13 protein-coding genes are annotated in these 14,648 nt (G+C 67.2%); 10 read left to right on the top strand and 3 right to left on the bottom strand.

The window, feature by feature from the left end; all coding sequences use genetic code 11:
• Positions 1 to 10 precede the first annotated feature (10 nt).
• Positions 11 to 4,102 (bottom strand): ATP-dependent RNA helicase HrpA, encoded by a 4,092-nt coding sequence (gene hrpA / locus SOM47_RS08260; RefSeq protein WP_320505296.1) that lies wholly within the window; start codon positions 4,100 to 4,102, stop codon positions 11 to 13.
• Between the two features lie 89 nt (positions 4,103 to 4,191).
• Here hrpA and SOM47_RS08255 point away from each other — a divergent pair, with 89 nt between their 5' ends.
• The 6 genes from SOM47_RS08255 to SOM47_RS08230 all read left to right on the top strand — a co-directional run bounded on the left by SOM47_RS08255 (position 4,192) and on the right by SOM47_RS08230 (position 10,956).
• Positions 4,192 to 4,767 (top strand): Dps family protein, encoded by a 576-nt coding sequence (locus SOM47_RS08255; RefSeq protein WP_042615210.1) that lies wholly within the window; start codon positions 4,192 to 4,194, stop codon positions 4,765 to 4,767.
• Between the two features lie 495 nt (positions 4,768 to 5,262).
• The gene (gene recQ / locus SOM47_RS08250) at positions 5,263 to 7,071 is read left to right on the top strand and encodes a DNA helicase RecQ (protein WP_191771820.1); all 1,809 of its coding nucleotides are present in this window, start codon (positions 5,263 to 5,265) and stop codon (positions 7,069 to 7,071) included.
• An 85-nt stretch (positions 7,072 to 7,156) separates the two neighbouring features.
• Entirely contained in the window at positions 7,157 to 7,540 is a 384-nt protein-coding gene (locus SOM47_RS08245; protein WP_042615483.1) for a CopL family metal-binding regulatory protein, read from the top strand.
• Between the two features lie 48 nt (positions 7,541 to 7,588).
• Positions 7,589 to 9,445: a copper resistance system multicopper oxidase gene (locus SOM47_RS08240; protein ID WP_414715781.1), complete on the top strand. Its 1,857-nt coding sequence runs from the start codon at positions 7,589 to 7,591 to the stop codon at positions 9,443 to 9,445.
• Complete coding sequence (locus SOM47_RS08235; RefSeq protein ID WP_320505294.1) at positions 9,442 to 10,383, top strand: copper resistance protein B; 942 nt, start codon at positions 9,442 to 9,444, stop codon at positions 10,381 to 10,383. The genes SOM47_RS08240 and SOM47_RS08235 overlap by 4 nt, the downstream gene beginning before the upstream one ends.
• A gap of 57 nt (positions 10,384 to 10,440) precedes the next feature.
• The gene (locus tag SOM47_RS08230; protein WP_042613810.1) at positions 10,441 to 10,956 is read left to right on the top strand and encodes a GNAT family N-acetyltransferase; all 516 of its coding nucleotides are present in this window, start codon (positions 10,441 to 10,443) and stop codon (positions 10,954 to 10,956) included.
• 5 nt (positions 10,957 to 10,961) lie between these two features.
• Here SOM47_RS08230 and SOM47_RS08225 read toward each other — a convergent pair whose 3' ends face one another.
• On the bottom strand, positions 10,962 to 11,309 hold the full coding sequence (locus SOM47_RS08225) for a TFIIB-type zinc ribbon-containing protein (RefSeq protein WP_042613811.1): 348 nt from the start codon (positions 11,307 to 11,309) through the stop codon (positions 10,962 to 10,964).
• A gap of 154 nt (positions 11,310 to 11,463) precedes the next feature.
• Here SOM47_RS08225 and SOM47_RS08220 point away from each other — a divergent pair, with 154 nt between their 5' ends.
• From SOM47_RS08220 to yghX, 3 genes are all read left to right on the top strand, one after another.
• Complete coding sequence (locus SOM47_RS08220) at positions 11,464 to 12,237, top strand: CPBP family glutamic-type intramembrane protease (protein WP_320505293.1); 774 nt, start codon at positions 11,464 to 11,466, stop codon at positions 12,235 to 12,237.
• 118 nt (positions 12,238 to 12,355) lie between these two features.
• Complete coding sequence (locus tag SOM47_RS08215; RefSeq protein WP_042613812.1) at positions 12,356 to 12,775, top strand: response regulator; 420 nt, start codon at positions 12,356 to 12,358, stop codon at positions 12,773 to 12,775.
• Positions 12,776 to 12,846: 71 nt separating this feature from the next.
• Positions 12,847 to 13,734 carry a YghX family hydrolase gene (yghX, locus tag SOM47_RS08210; RefSeq protein ID WP_320505292.1) on the top strand — a complete coding sequence of 296 codons (888 nt, stop codon included), beginning with the start codon at positions 12,847 to 12,849 and terminating at the stop codon, positions 13,732 to 13,734.
• A 43-nt stretch (positions 13,735 to 13,777) separates the two neighbouring features.
• Here yghX and SOM47_RS08205 read toward each other — a convergent pair whose 3' ends face one another.
• A complete protein-coding gene (locus SOM47_RS08205) occupies positions 13,778 to 14,077 on the bottom strand; it encodes a hypothetical protein (RefSeq protein ID WP_042613814.1) in 300 nt (99 codons plus the stop codon).
• Positions 14,078 to 14,204: 127 nt separating this feature from the next.
• Between SOM47_RS08205 and SOM47_RS08200 the strand changes: the two genes are divergently transcribed.
• Entirely contained in the window at positions 14,205 to 14,603 is a 399-nt protein-coding gene (locus SOM47_RS08200) for a hypothetical protein (RefSeq protein ID WP_320505291.1), read from the top strand.
• Positions 14,604 to 14,648 lie beyond the last annotated feature (45 nt).

Below are 14,648 nucleotides of genomic sequence, written 5' to 3'. Positions count from 1 at the left end.
GCGCTGCGAGTCAGCGGCGGATGCCCCCCAGTTCGGCAGCGCGCTGGGCAACCTTCTTGGCCGAAATGCCACCGCGCCCGATCAGTTCCTGCGCGAACAGTGAGACACGTAGTTCCTCCACGTCCCAACGCAGCGCCTGCCACTGTGGCCGATCCTGCATCCCCTGCTCACGACCCTTCTGCAGCGCCTCCAGGAACGGATGCAGTTCCAGCATGCGGGCCTGGTCTCGTGGCGGATCGCGCTTGGCGCGCTCGGTCCGCAGCAGCATGGCCTTGAGATAGCGCGGGTACTGCGACAGAGCCTCGGCAGGCGTATCACGCAGGAAACCGGCATGTACCAACCCCGCCAGCTGCCGTTCCATGTCATCCAGGTTGCCGCGTGCCCAGCCCATCAGCGGTGCCTCCAGCGCGGGTTTGATCTCGGCCACCAGGCCGAGGATCGACTCTGCCAGCTTCAGGCGCTCCATCGCCTCGCCGAACAGTGCCTTGCCCGCACTGTCACGCCGCTGCGCGAACGCCTGCGGGTCACGGATCGCGTCCAGGCCTTCGGCCAGCACGGCATTCATCGCCGCGTCGACGATGTCACCGCGCAACCGTTCCTGCGACTCGATGGCCGCGTACAACAGGCCGGTTTTCGGTGACACCGGCAACTGCTTGCGCGCCTGCTTGGCCTTCTCGGCCAAGCCGATCTCCAACAGTCGGCGTACGCCGCGTGGATGCGCCTCAGCGGCCTGCTGCGGATCGGCAAAGATGCGCAGCGCCGCCGAATCCACTTCGTCCACCAGTGCCGGGTAAGCCGGCACACCGGCTTCGCCGGGCACCTGCAACGGGATCGGTGCAGACGGGAAATCGCGCAGCCCTTCTGCGGCCATGTCACGCCCTGCACGCGCAGCGAAGGCATGGCCGGCCTTGTCACCAAAGCGTGCGCGCAGTCCCTCCAGGTCACGCGAGGTTGCCAGTACTCTGCCCTGCTCGTCGCGCAGGCGCAGGTTCATGTGCAGGTGGGTATCGACCGCTTCCAGGTCGAAGTCGAGCGCGGCCACCGGCGCGCCCGTCGCACGCGACAGGAACCGTGCCAGCTCGCCGCGGATGTCATCGGCACTGGGCTGCGGGAACGCTTCGGCGAAGGCCCGTGCGAAGTCCGGTGCGGGCACATAGTTGCGCCGCATCGCCTTGGGCAGGCTGCGGATCAACGCCGTGGCCTTGTCCGCCACGAAGCCCGGCGCCAGCCAGCCCAGTTGCACCGGATCCAGTGCATTGAGCAGGTGCAGCGGCACGTCCAGCGTTACGCCATCGTCGTCCGCGCCCGGCTCGAAGCGGTAATTCAGCGGCAGCCGGGCATCGCCCAGCGCGAAATACTTCGGGAACCGGTCTTCTTCGCTGCCTTCGCCCGGCAGCAGATCGACGAGTGACCAGGACAAGCCATGCCGCTGCGCAGGCGGCAGGCTCTTCCACCAGGTATCCAGTCCGGCCGCGGAGTGGATCTCCGATGGAATCCGGTCCAGGTACCAGCGTGCCTGCCAGCCTTCGTCGGCGACGATACCGGCGCGCCGCAGCTTGGCTTCCTCTTCGCGCGCCTGTTCCAGCACTTTCTGGTTGTCGGCGACGAAGCTGGCGCGGGTAGTGATCTCACCGGTCACCAGCGCCTGGCGCACGAAGATGTCGTGCGCTTCGGCCGGCTCGATGCGGCCGTAGTGCACGGGCTTTTTCGGCGCCAGCACCAACCCGAACAGGCTGATCTGTTCCGAGGCCAGCACCTGTCCCTGCGCACGCGACCAGTGCGGATCGAAGTGCTTGCGCAGCAGCAGGTGCGGCAGCTCGGCGATCACCCAGTCCGGCTCGATCGCCGCATTGGTCAGGCCCCAGATCTTCTGCGTATCCAGCAGGGTGGCGGCGAGCAGCCACGGCGGCGGCCGCTTGGCCAGCGTAGAGCCCGGGAACGGCTGGAAACGGCGCTGGCGGGGCGCCTCGAAATCGCCCTTTTCGGTACGGTGGCCGATCTGCGTGGGCAACCCGGCAATCAGCGCGCGATGCAGTGTCTGGTAGGCAGCGGACCGTGCGCGCTCGCTGAAGCCACCGCCTTCCGGTGCCTGTTCCTTCTGCGCGCGTACCGCCACCGGCGCAGGCGCCTGCTCGGCCGGCTTGCCTTCGCGCGCCAGTCGCGCAGCGCGGTGCAGCTGGCCACGCGTGGCCTTGATCGCGGTGGCGTCATCGCTGGCCGCGGCCGGTGCCTTGCTGCCCGCCAGCAGCGGTGCCAGCGAGGCCTCGACAGCCTCTTCGGTCCAGCCCAGTTCCTCGCACAGCAGGCGCAGCTGTCGATGCAGCTCGCGCCACTCGCGCATGCGCAGGAAACCGAGGAAATTGCGCCCGCACCAGTCACGCAGCTTGGACTGGGTCAGGTCTTCATGGGCCTGGCGGTAGGCATCCCACAGCCGCAGCACGCCGACGAACTCCGAGCGTCCATCGGCGAACTGGGCATGCGCGGTATCGGCCGCGCCACGGGCTTCGGGCGGACGCTCACGCGGATCCTGGATGCCAAGGAACGAGGCGATCACCAGCATCGGCTTCAGGCAGCCGGCCGCCTGCGCGGCCACGAGCATCCGCGCCAGTTTGACGTCCACCGGCAGTCGCGCCATCTGCTTACCCACGGCCGTCAGGCGGCGCTCGCCATCCACGGCACCCAGTTCGGCCAACTGCTGCCAGCCATCGGCAACCGCGCGCTCGTCCGGCGCCTCAAGGAACGGGAAATCCTCGATCCGGCCCAGGCCCAGCTGCAGCATGCGCAGGATCACCCCGGACAGGCTGGAGCGCCGGATTTCCGGATCGGTGAAGTCCGGCCGGGCCTGGAAATCCGCTTCGGCGTACAGCCGGTAGCAGATGCCCTCGGCCACGCGTCCGCAGCGTCCCTTGCGCTGGTTGGCGCTGGCCTGGGAGATCGGCTCGATATGCAGGCGATCCAGCTTCTGCCGTGGGCTGTAGCGCTTGACGCGGGCGAAGCCAGGATCGACCACGTAACGGATGCGCGGCACCGTCAGCGAGGTCTCGGCCACGTTGGTGGCCAGCACGATGCGCCGGTTCGGGCCCGGGTTGAACACCCGGTCCTGGTCCTGGTTGGACAGCCGGGCATAAAGCGGCAGCACCTCGGTCTGGCGGTACTTGCGCCGTTCCAGCGACTGGTGGGCATCGCGGATCTCGCGCTCGCCCGGCAGGAAGATCAACACATCCCCGCGCGCGTCGATCCGGGTGATCTCATCGATCGCACTGACGATGGCATCGTTGACCGTGCGCTCGCCCTGCGCTTCGCCCTCGCCTTCCAGCGCGCGGTAGCGCACCTCCACCGGGTAGGTGCGCCCTTCCACGCTGATCACCGGCGCATCGTCGAAATGTTCGGCGAAACGTCCGGTATCGATGGTCGCCGAGGTGACGATCAACTTCAGGTCCGGTCGCTTCTTCAGCAGTTGCTTCAGGTAGCCGAGCAGGAAATCGATGTTGAGGCTGCGCTCGTGCGCCTCGTCGACGATGATCGTGTCATAGCGTGACAACCAGCGATCACTGGCGATTTCCGCAAGCAGGATGCCGTCGGTCATGAACTTGATGCGGCTGTCTTCGCTGACTTTGTCGTTGAAGCGCACCTGGAAACCCACCAGCTGGCCCAGTTCGCTGTTCAGTTCCTGCGCCACGCGGCTGGCCACGGCACGCGCCGCGATGCGCCGCGGCTGGGTGCAGCCGATCATCCCGGCTTCGCCTCGGCCGGCAGCCAGGCACAGCTTGGGCAGCTGCGTGGTCTTGCCCGAGCCGGTTTCACCGGCGATCACCACCACCTGATGGCCACGGATCAGCGCGATGATCGACTCGGCTTCACGCGCGATGGGCAGCTGCGGGTCCAGAGTAATGGCCGGTTTCTGGCTGGCCCTTGCCTGGCGGCGCTGTACCGACGCCTGCAGTGCCTGCTCGAAGGCTTGTGCCAGGCCAGCATCCTGCGGTCTGGATTGCCAGCGCGCGAGCATGCCGAGCAGGCGCCCCCGGTCGCGGGTCATCGCGCCGTCGAGGGCGGTCCGCTGCTGCGACAGGCGGGAGGCCGGGTTTTTTTCAATAGAGTTCATCAATCGATTCGTTTAAAAACTTGATAGCGACCAGACATTAGTTCTGGTCTATCGTGAAGATCATCTCATCCACAAGGAGAAACGTCCCCATGGCAAAGACCAAGAGCATCACCAAGGCCCCGGCACTGGCCAACGCGAAGGCCGCCCAGACCGGCAAGCAGAAGCTCGCTTCGGCAGCACCTTCGGCACCTGGCATTGATATCGGGATCAAGGAAGGCGAGCGCAAGAAGATCGCCGACGGTCTGTCGCGCTACCAGGCTGACGCGTTCACTTTGTACCTGAAAACCCACAACTTCCATTGGAACGTGACCGGGTCGATGTTCAACTCGCTGCACGCCATGTTCGAGACCCAGTACACCGAACAGTGGGCCGCACTGGACGAAGTGGCCGAGCGCATCCGCGCACTGGGCTTCAACGCACCGGGCTCCTACCGCGAATTCGCCGCGCTGACCTCCATCCCGGAAGAGCCCGGCCTGACCAACAGCGCCGACTGGCGTGAAATGGTACGCCAGCTGGTGGTCGCCAACGAAGCGGTCTGCCGCACCGCCCGCCAGGTGCTGGACGTGGCCGACGACGCCGACGACGCCCCCACCGAAGACCTGATGACCCAGCGCCTGCAGACCCACGAGAAATACGCCTGGATGCTGCGCTCCCTGCTGCAGTAAGGCAGCGGGGCGAAGCCCCACTGCGTTCCTGCCCCCGCATCCCTCCTATCCCCCCGCCTGTCGGCGCGCCCCCCTTAGCAGGAGCCATGCGGCTGCGCCGCACGGCTCCTGCCCCCGCATCCCTCCTATCCCCCCGCCTGTCGGCGCACCCCCCTCAACAAAGGGGGGTTTGCACGCGGCCAGATGGCGTGGATGCGTGGATGGCTGGATGGCGCAGCGGCATGGTGTTTGGTGGTTCCCGCCGAGCGTGGCTCGGCGCTACCAGAGCCTGCCTCCCCGCATGCCCGTGGCCACCGGGAACCTTTCGGAGGTGGGGCGGGAGGCTGTGCAGGACCGTCTGTTGCCATGGATGGCAACAGCGAGCCCCCATGGACGGGTTCACGGCGTGTCCTGCACAGCCTCCCCGCCCCGCCCACCACGCAGCCCTGCCGCTTTTGACGTTCGCGCAGAACGCAACGCAGAACAGCACCCCGCGCGAACGGGTAAACTAGCGGGATGCCTTCCAGTCCCGCGCACGAGCTGCTCCGCCGCGTCTTTGGTTACGACGACTTCCGCGGCCCGCAACGGGACATCGTCGAGCACGTCGCTGCCGGCCATGATGCCCTTGTCCTGATGCCCACCGGCGGCGGCAAGTCGCTCTGCTACCAGGTCCCGGCCCTGCTGCGCGATGGCTGCGGCATCATCATTTCCCCATTGATCGCGCTGATGCAGGACCAGGTCGAAGCCCTGCGCCAGCTCGGCGTGCGCGCCGAATTCCTGAACTCCACCCTGGATGGCGAAACCGCCGCGCGCGTCGAACGCGACCTGCTGGCCGGCGAGCTCGACATGCTGTACGTCGCTCCCGAGCGCCTGCTGACCGGACGCTTCCTGTCGTTGCTCTCGCGCAGCCGGATCGCCCTGTTCGCCATCGACGAAGCGCACTGCGTGTCGCAGTGGGGCCACGACTTCCGCCCGGAATACCGCCAGCTCACCGTCCTGCACGAGCGCTGGCCGGATATCCCGCGGCTGGCCCTGACCGCCACTGCCGACCCGCCCACCCAGCGCGAAATCGCCGAACGCCTCGACCTGGCCCAGGCGCGGCACTTCGTCAGCTCGTTCGATCGTCCCAACATCCGCTACACCGTGGTGCAGAAGGACAACGCGCGCCAGCAGCTGACCGGCTTCCTGCGCAGCCACCGCGACCAGGCCGGCATCGTCTACTGCATGTCGCGGCGCAAGGTCGAGGAAACCGCCGAGTTCCTGTGCAGCCAAGGCTTTACCGCCCTGCCCTACCACGCCGGCCTGCCGGCCGAAGTGCGCGCCAACAACCAGCGCCGCTTCCTGCGCGAGGACGGCATCGTGATGTGCGCCACCATCGCCTTCGGCATGGGCATCGACAAGCCGGACGTACGCTTCGTCGCCCATACCGACCTGCCCAAATCCATGGAGGGCTACTACCAGGAAACCGGCCGCGCCGGCCGCGACGGCGAGCCCGCCGAAGCCTGGCTGTGCTATGGCCTGGGCGATGTGGTGCTGCTCAAGCAGATGATCGAACAGTCCGAGGCCGGGGAAGAGCGCAAGCAACTGGAACGTTCCAAGCTGGACCACCTGCTGGGCTACTGCGAGTCCATGCAATGCCGGCGCCAGGTGCTGCTGGCCGGCTTCGGCGAGACCTATCCGCAGGCCTGCGGCAACTGTGACAACTGCCTGACCCCACCGGCCGCCTGGGATGCCACCATCCCGGCGCAGAAGGCGCTCAGCTGCGTGTACCGCAGTGGCCAACGCTATGGCGTGGGCCACCTGATCGACATCCTGCGCGGCAGCGAGAACGACAAGGTGCGCCAGAGCGGCCATGAAAAGCTGAGCACCTATGGCATCGGCAAGGACCTGGACGCGCGGACCTGGCGCAGCGTATTCCGCCAGCTGGTGGCCACCAGCGTGCTGGAAGTGGACACCGCCGGCCATGGCGGCCTGCGCCTGACCGACGCCAGCCGCGAGGTGCTCAAGGGCCAGCGGCAGATCAGCATGCGCCGCGACAGCGCCCCGAGCAGCAGCCGCGAACGCAGCACCCAGCGCAGCGGCAGCGGCCTGTCGGTGCTGCCGCAGGACCTGGCGCTGTTCAACGCGCTGCGGGGGCTGCGCGCCGAACTGGCCCGCGAGCAGAACGTGCCGGCCTTCGTGATCTTCCACGACAGCACCCTGCGCAACATCGCCGAACAGCGCCCGACCTCGCTGGATGAACTGGCCCGGGTCGGCGGTATCGGCGGCACCAAGCTGTCGCGCTACGGTCCGCAGCTGATCGAGGTGGTGCGTGAACAAGGCTGACGGCAGATGCCTCGCGCTGCTCCAGGATTGAACCAGCGGTTCAGGCGGGGCTGCATCTACGCGACGATCCGGCTAAGGTAGCGCCATGTCCGTGGCCTCCCTCCTGCTGCGCGTGGTGCTGATGATCAGTCTGTTGCTCAACGGACTGAACGCGGCCATGGCCGGAGAACACCGCCTGGATGCGCCTGAAACGGCCCCCGCTGCAGCGCCTCCATGCCACGGGCACGCCCCGGCACAGGCCGGCATGCAACCGCCGCACGCCAGCGATCACCAGACCCAGGCAGCGCCGGACGATGCCCACTGCAAGCTGAAGGACTGCGTGCGTACCTGTGCGCAGCAACCGGCGCTGGCCGCCGAGGGACTTGCCCTGTTGGCCGCCGACTACGCCGGCACACAGCCGCCGCAACAGCATGCACCGGGCCATCCCATGCCCGCGCTGCCACGGATCCAACGCCCTCCCATCGGCTGATTCCAACGCCCACGCCCGTGGCGTGACTCGATGCTGTCCCGCGCGCCGCTGCGCCGGACCGGTGATGTCCTGCGTCTGGAGTTTCCTACAATGCGTTTTTCTTCTTCCAATGGTCCGGGCCATCCGGCCCAACCGTCACGCCGCCTGTTCGTGCAGGGCCTGGCCGCCGGTGGCGTGGTCGCCGGGGCCGCCGCCACCGGTCTTCCCTCGCGCGCGCTCGCTGCCGCCGGTCCTGCCCTGGCTACCGCGCCGCAGGTCCTCGGCCACTCCCACATCGAACTGGCCATCGGCGAATCGGCGGCCAATTTCACCGGCCGCACCCGTCCGGCCATCACCGTCAACGGCAGCCTGCCCGCGCCGATCCTGCGCTGGCGCGAAGGCCAGACCGTGGACATCCACGTGCGCAACACGCTGGCCCACCACCCCACGTCGATCCACTGGCACGGCATCCTGCTACCGGCCAACATGGACGGCGTGCCGGGCCTCAGCTTCAACGGCATCGCCCCGGGCGAGGCCTACCACTACCGCTTCACCCTGAAGCAGTCCGGTACCTACTGGTATCACAGCCATTCCATGTTCCAGGAGCAGGCCGGGCTGTACGGCGCGCTGATCATCGACCCGGCGCAGCCGCCGCCGTATGCCTTTGATCGCGAACACGTGATCCTGCTGTCGGACTGGACCGACCTGGATCCCGGCGCGCTGTTCCGGCGCATGAAGAAGCTCGCCGAGCACGACAACTACTACAAGCGCACCCTGCCCGACTTCCTGCGCGATGCGCGCCGCGATGGCTGGGGTGCGGCGCTGTCCGACCGCGGCATGTGGGGCCGGATGCGGATGACCCCGACCGACATCTCCGATGTCAACGCGCATACCTACACCTACCTGATGAACGGCACGGCGCCGGCGGGCAACTGGACCGGCCTGTTCCGCAGCGGCGAGAAAGTGCTGCTGCGCTTCATCAACGGCGGCTCGATGACCTACTTCGACGTGCGCATCCCCGGCCTGAAGTTGACCGTGGTCGCCGCCGATGGGCAGTACATCCACCCGGTCAGCGTCGATGAGTTCCGCATCGCCCCGGCCGAAACCTTCGATGTGCTGGTGGAACCCAGCGGGCAGGATGCGTACACCGTCTTCTGCCAGGACATGGGCCGCACCGGCTTCGCCGCCGGCACCCTGGCGGTTCGCCACGGGCTGCAGGCACCGGTTCCCGCGCGCGACCCGCGCCCACTGCTGACCATGTCCGACATGGGCCACGGCATGGGCCATGCGATGGACCACGGCGGCATGTCCGGACACGGCATGGACCACGCCATGCCCGCCATGGATCACGGCGCACACGCCGGCCATGCTGCGCACGGTGCAGGCGCCGCCATGCCCACGAAGGTCACCCATCCACGCAGCGAGCGCGGCAATCCGCTGGTGGACATGCAGAGCAGCGCCACCGACCCGAAGCTGGACGATCCGGGCATCGGCCTGCGCGACAACGGCCGCCAGGTACTGACCTACGGCGCGATGCGCAGCCTGTTCGACGATCCCGATGGGCGCGAGCCCGGCCGCGAGGTGGAACTGCACCTCACCGGCAACATGGAGAAGTTCGCCTGGTCCTTCGATGGCATCCCCTTCGCCGGGGCCGAGCCGCTGCGGCTGAACTACGGCGAGCGCATGCGCATCGTGCTGGTCAACGACACCATGATGCAGCATCCCATCCACCTGCATGGCGTGTGGAGCGACCTGGAAGATGCGCAGGGCGATTTCCAACTGCGCAAGCACACGGTGGACATGCCGCCGGGCACCCGCCGCAGCTATCGCGTACGCGCCGATGCACTGGGCCGGTGGGCATTCCACTGCCACCTGCTGTACCACATGGAAGCGGGCATGATGCGCGAAGTGAGGATCGAAGAATGAGCGTCTCCTTGAACCTTGCACGTAGTGCCATCGGCCTGACGATGCTGGCGGCGTTGCCCGCGCTGGCGCAGTCGCACGATCACCACGCCGCCCCGGCAGCGTCGGTGGTGGACCACTCGAAGATGGACCACTCCACGATGGACCATTCGCAGATGGACCATTCGAAGATGGATCATTCCGGCATGGATCACTCGCAGATGGGCCATGCGCAGCATGATGCTGCAGCGTTGCCGCGCGAGCCGATTCCCGCGGTCACCGCCGCCGACCGTGCAGCGGCTTTCCCCGTCATCGACCACGCCGCCATGCAGCACGCCCCCTCCATCAACAGCCTGCTGCTGGTGGATCGGTTGGAACACTGGGACGGGCGCCATGGCACCGGACAGGCCTGGGAAGCCACCGGCTGGGTCGGCGGTGACATCAACCGCGTGTGGCTGCGCAGCGAAGGCGAACGCAGCGGCGGCCGCACCGATGCGGCGGACCTGGAAGTGCTGTACGGCCGCAGCATTTCCCCGTGGTGGGACGTGCTGGCCGGTGTGAAGCAGGACTTCCGGCCGGCGGACTCGCGCACCTGGGCCGCGCTGGGCATCCAGGGCCTGGCGCCGTACAAGTTCGAAACCTCGGCCACGCTGTACGCCGGCTCCGGCGGCCAGCTGATGGCCACCGCGGAAGTGGAATACGAGGTGCTGCTGAGCAACCGGCTGATCCTGCAGCCGATGGTCGAAGCCACGCTGGCCGCACGTGATGAGCCGGCCCAGCGCATCGGCCGCGGACTCAACAAGGTCGAAGCCGGCCTGCGCCTGCGCTATGAGTTCAGTCGCCGCTTCGCGCCGTACATCGGCATCAGCCATGAGCGCCTGTTCGGCGATACCGCCGACCGGGCCGACGCAGATCATGTCCGCGATACGCGCTGGGTGGCCGGCGTCAGGATGTGGTTCTAGGACGCGGTGACGCAGGCCCCGGTGCACTCTGTGCGCCGGGGCCTTCTACAATGGGCCATGCCCACCACCCTGCGCCGCGCCTGCGTGGACGATGCCGCTGCACTGTCCGACATCGCCATTGCCACCTATACCGAAACCTTCGGCGATTCGTATCCGCCGCAGGACCTGCACGCCTTCCTGCACGCGCACTACAGCCTGGAACCGCAACGCGCCGAACTGGCTGACCCGCACGCTGCAGCGTGGCTGCTGGAAGCCGATGGACGCGCCGTGGGCTATCTGGCCGCCGGCCCGAACAGCCTGCCGCACACCCTGGCCGCGGCCGGGGACATCGAACTCAAGCGGCTGTATGTGTTGGCCAGCCACCAGAATGCGGGGCACGGCGAGCGCCTGATGGGCGCGTTCCTGGAATGGCTGGACAGCCCCTCACGGCGCACCCTGTGGGTGGGCGTGTGGTCGGAAAACCACGGCGCGCAGCGCTTCTACGCGCGCCATGGGTGCCACAAGGTGGGCGAGTACGATTTCGTCGTCGGTGACTCGCGTGACCGCGAGTACATCCTGCACCGCCCCGCCTAGCCTGCTCAGAAATCGAACAGGTCCGACAGGAAGCTTTCCTTTTTCTTTTTCTTGTAGCCGTGCTGGTTGTACTGGCCCTGCTGCGCGTAGCCGTCGTGGTGGCGCTGGCCCAGGTGGCGCGTATCGCGGTGCTGCACGGCCACCGGCGGCGGTGGCGGCTGGCTGTAAGCCGGGGCTGCGGCCTGCACCGGTGCGGGCGGGGACACGGCCGGCGTCGATGCCGAACGCTCGATGATCTTGTCCAGTTCGCCACGGTCCAGCCACACGCCACGGCACTGCGGGCAGTAATCGATCTCGATGCCCTGGCGTTCGGACATGGTCAGCGCCTGGGTCTTGCAAACGGGGCACAGCATCGCTGGCGCTCCTGCTAGGGGGGAGACCTGCACTGTAACCGCCCGCCGATGACTGCATGGCAACAGCCCTGACGATCGGCACATGGACCTCCGGCGCATGCCCGTGCGCTGCTGCGGCGGCATAGTGCCGCATGATCCGCGCAAGGATGCCCCGTTGACTACGAACTCCCGACTCCCCCGCCTGCCCGCCTCGCTGGTACTGCTGCTCGCCGTCGCGCTCGGGCTGTGGGTGCGCGATATCGCCAAGGCCATCGGCACGCCGATCCCCGCCCTGCCGATGCCCTTCGGTGGCAGCCTGCTGGACAACCTGCTGGCGACCGCCCTCGCCCTGCTGACCGCGACCGTGCTGCTGGCACCGGGCCGCTCGCTGGCACGCAGTCTCGGCCTGCAGTGGAACGGCGCGCGAGGACCGCTGCTGGTACTGCTGGCCACCGTGCCGTGCTGGCTTGGCCTGTGGTGGCTGGGCGCGCTGGCCACCGACATCGACCCGCTTTCACTGTTGATGTTGGCCCTGCTGTTTCCGCTCGCCGAAGAAATCCTGTACCGCGGCCTCGGCTTCGTGTTCGCCCAGCGCGTACTGGGGTGGTCCTGGTGGCTGGCCGCAAGCGTGCAGGCGGTGCTGTTCGGCGCCGTCCATTGGTTGGGGTTCGGTGGCCCGGAAGGCGGGCCGATGGCCGTCCTGGTATTCGCCGTGACCGGCCTCGGCGGCTTCGTGTTCGCGGTGTTGAACCGCCTGGACGGCTACACCCTGTGGAGTGGCTTGGCCCTGCACGTATCGCTGAACCTGGCCTGGAACGTGTTCACCGTGCCAGACGCCATCGCCATGGGCTGGCAGGGCATCGGCCTGCGCCTTGGCGCGGCCGCGTTGGCCGTGCTGGTGCTGTGGGCGCTGCTGCCGCCCCGTGCACGCCGCGCCACGGCGCTGTAACCGGAACTTACCGATTCCTGCACGCCGGACTCACCCATCGCCCGCGCATACTTGCGCGCCGCTGGGGCCTGGAGCCTCCGCTGCCCTTGTTCCAATCGTGTCACGGAGCCCGTGCGTCATGTTGTTGTCAAAGCAGAATGTGCAGCCGCGAGTGCTGCTGATCGAAGATTCCGAGGAAACCCTCGAGCTGAGCCGCCTTACCCTGGAAAGCCAGGCCTGCGAGGTGGTGGGCGTCAGTTCCGCCGAGGCCGCGCTGGGCCTGCTGAACGCCGGCGAGCGCTTCGACATGCTGTTCACCGATGTCTGCCTGGGCGGCATCAGTGGCATCGAGACCGCCAACCGCGTGCGTGCGGCCTTCCCGCGCCTGCCGATCCTGGTCACCTCCGGCATGTGCCAGCACGAGGTGCTGCCGCTGCTGCACCAGGGCATCCATTTCCTGCCCAAGCCGTACAACATGAGCGAACTGCTCGATGCCATCCGCATCTGCTTCCGCCATTCCGGTGAAGGCCTGCCGCACGACGCCCCGCGCGCCGCCTGAGCGGCCTGCCACGGGCGTATCCGCCGAAGCGATGCTAGATTCAGCGCACCGCTTTCGCAGAGGCTGCGCCCGTGACCCGACTGACCGCCAAGGATTTCCATCCGGACCTGCTGGAACTGTATGACGGCTATGTACATGGCCGCCTGAGCCGTCGCGACTTCCTCGACCGCGCTGCCGCCTTTGCGATGGCCGGCGTGGCCGCCACCACCCTGCTGGCGGCGCTGAGCCCGGATTACGCGTTGGCCCAGCAGGTGCAGTTCACCGATCCGGACATCGTCGCCGAGTACATCACCTATCCCTCGCCCAATGGCCATGGCCAGGTGCGTGGCTATCTGGTCAAGCCGGCCAAGGTCGCCGGCAAGCTGCCCGCCATCGTGGTGGTGCACGAAAACCGTGGCCTCAATCCCTACATCGAGGACGTCGCCCGACGCGTGGCGAAAGCCGGCTTCATCGCGTTGGCGCCGGATGGCCTGAGTTCGGTCGGCGGCTATCCAGGCAACGATGTACGCGGCCGCGAACTGCAGGCGCAGGTCGACCCGGAAAAGCTGATGAACGATTTCTTCGCCGCCATCGAGTACCTGCGCGCCTCGCCGCTGGGAACCGGCAAGGTCGGCATCACCGGTTTCTGCTACGGCGGCGGGGTGTCCAACGCGGCAGCCGTCGCGTATCCGGAACTGGATGCCGCGGTGCCGTTCTATGGCCGCCAGGCCAAGCCGGAAGATGTCGCCAAGATCAAGGCGCCATTGCTGCTGCATTTCGCCGAGAAGGACGACAACGTCAATGCCACCTGGCCGGCCTACGAGGCGGCCCTGAAGAAGGCCGGCACAACGTACGAGGCCTATGTCTACCCCGGCACGAACCACGGCTTCCACAACGATTCAACGCCGCGTTACGACGAAGCGGCCGCCGCGCTGGCGTGGGAGCGCACGCTGGCGTGGTTCCGCAGATACCTGGGGTGACGACGCAAGGTGCCGGGGCTTGCCCGGCATCGCTGTTCGGCGATCAGAGCCGGATGCCCGGCCGTGCGCCGAGGGTCCCCATGGTGAAGGTGTAGCCTTCATCCATCAGGAACTGTCGCATGCGCATTTCCGCGAGCTGCGGAGCGCCCAGGCTGCTGGGGCCGTACAAAGCGTAGACCACCGTCCCGCTTTCAATATCTTCCCGGCGTACCGAGATACCGGGGACCGCCGCAGCGGCTGCCCAACCGGCACGCAGCTTGGCCGGCGCGATCGACTGCCCGTTGCGCAGCCTGAAACTCAACCAGCGTGTTTCAGAGTTGTCCTGCCGTTCGTACTTCGCCATCTGTGCGCTGTCCTCCCGAACCAACCTTGACCATACTCGCCTGCAATGTCAGCTCTGAATGAGACGGACAAGTGGGTTGTCGGCGGGGTCAGCCGCAGCTTGGCGGCATGCGGCGTTCGCTGCATCGATGCACGATTTCTTGCAGCAGGTTCGACGGATTTCCTGCCAGCCTGCAGCTACACGCATCCGGAGGATCACGGTGGAGGCAGCAGGTCCGCATTACATCGAGCAGCGCGTCGCCCTGCGGCGTCCATCGATCGCACTCAGCCTGCCCAACGGCATGCCGCTGCTCGAAGTGCGCGATAGCGTGGTCGTGGAGATTGTGCAGAACCGCGAGCTGCCGCCGAACTGGAGGGACACGCCGTTATCGTGCACGAAACGCACCCTGCAGGCCGGCAGCAAGGTGCTGGGTGCGGCGACCCTGGTTTATGCCCTGTGGTCGGTCATCAACTACATCGCCCCGCGTGGTGACTCCAATACCTCGGGGCTGCCTCTGCAGAAGCCTTTCGATTTTGACCATTTGTAGCCCACAAAAAAAAGCGCCTCTGGGGCGCTTTTTTGGTGCTTCCTG

It is taken from the genome of Stenotrophomonas sp. CFBP8980, from assembly GCF_034046095.1.
GTDB lineage: Bacteria > Pseudomonadota > Gammaproteobacteria > Xanthomonadales > Xanthomonadaceae > Stenotrophomonas > Stenotrophomonas lacuserhaii.
This window is presented reverse-complemented; position numbering and strand designations above follow the sequence as displayed.

What these genes read in the sequence shown, in the direction of transcription:
- hrpA (WP_320505296.1), bottom strand. Translation starts at nt 4,102, where the DNA reads ATGAACTCTATTGAAAAAAACCCGGCCTCCCGCCTGTCGCAGCAGCGG.
- SOM47_RS08255 (WP_042615210.1), top strand. Translation starts at nt 4,192, where the DNA reads ATGGCAAAGACCAAGAGCATCACCAAGGCCCCGGCACTGGCCAACGCG.
- recQ (WP_191771820.1), top strand. Translation starts at nt 5,263, where the DNA reads ATGCCTTCCAGTCCCGCGCACGAGCTGCTCCGCCGCGTCTTTGGTTAC.
- SOM47_RS08245 (WP_042615483.1), top strand. Translation starts at nt 7,157, where the DNA reads ATGTCCGTGGCCTCCCTCCTGCTGCGCGTGGTGCTGATGATCAGTCTG.
- SOM47_RS08235 (WP_320505294.1), top strand. Translation starts at nt 9,442, where the DNA reads ATGAGCGTCTCCTTGAACCTTGCACGTAGTGCCATCGGCCTGACGATG.
- SOM47_RS08230 (WP_042613810.1), top strand. Translation starts at nt 10,441, where the DNA reads ATGCCCACCACCCTGCGCCGCGCCTGCGTGGACGATGCCGCTGCACTG.
- SOM47_RS08225 (WP_042613811.1), bottom strand. Translation starts at nt 11,309, where the DNA reads ATGCTGTGCCCCGTTTGCAAGACCCAGGCGCTGACCATGTCCGAACGC.
- SOM47_RS08215 (WP_042613812.1), top strand. Translation starts at nt 12,356, where the DNA reads ATGTTGTTGTCAAAGCAGAATGTGCAGCCGCGAGTGCTGCTGATCGAA.
- SOM47_RS08205 (WP_042613814.1), bottom strand. Translation starts at nt 14,077, where the DNA reads ATGGCGAAGTACGAACGGCAGGACAACTCTGAAACACGCTGGTTGAGT.
- SOM47_RS08200 (WP_320505291.1), top strand. Translation starts at nt 14,205, where the DNA reads ATGCACGATTTCTTGCAGCAGGTTCGACGGATTTCCTGCCAGCCTGCA.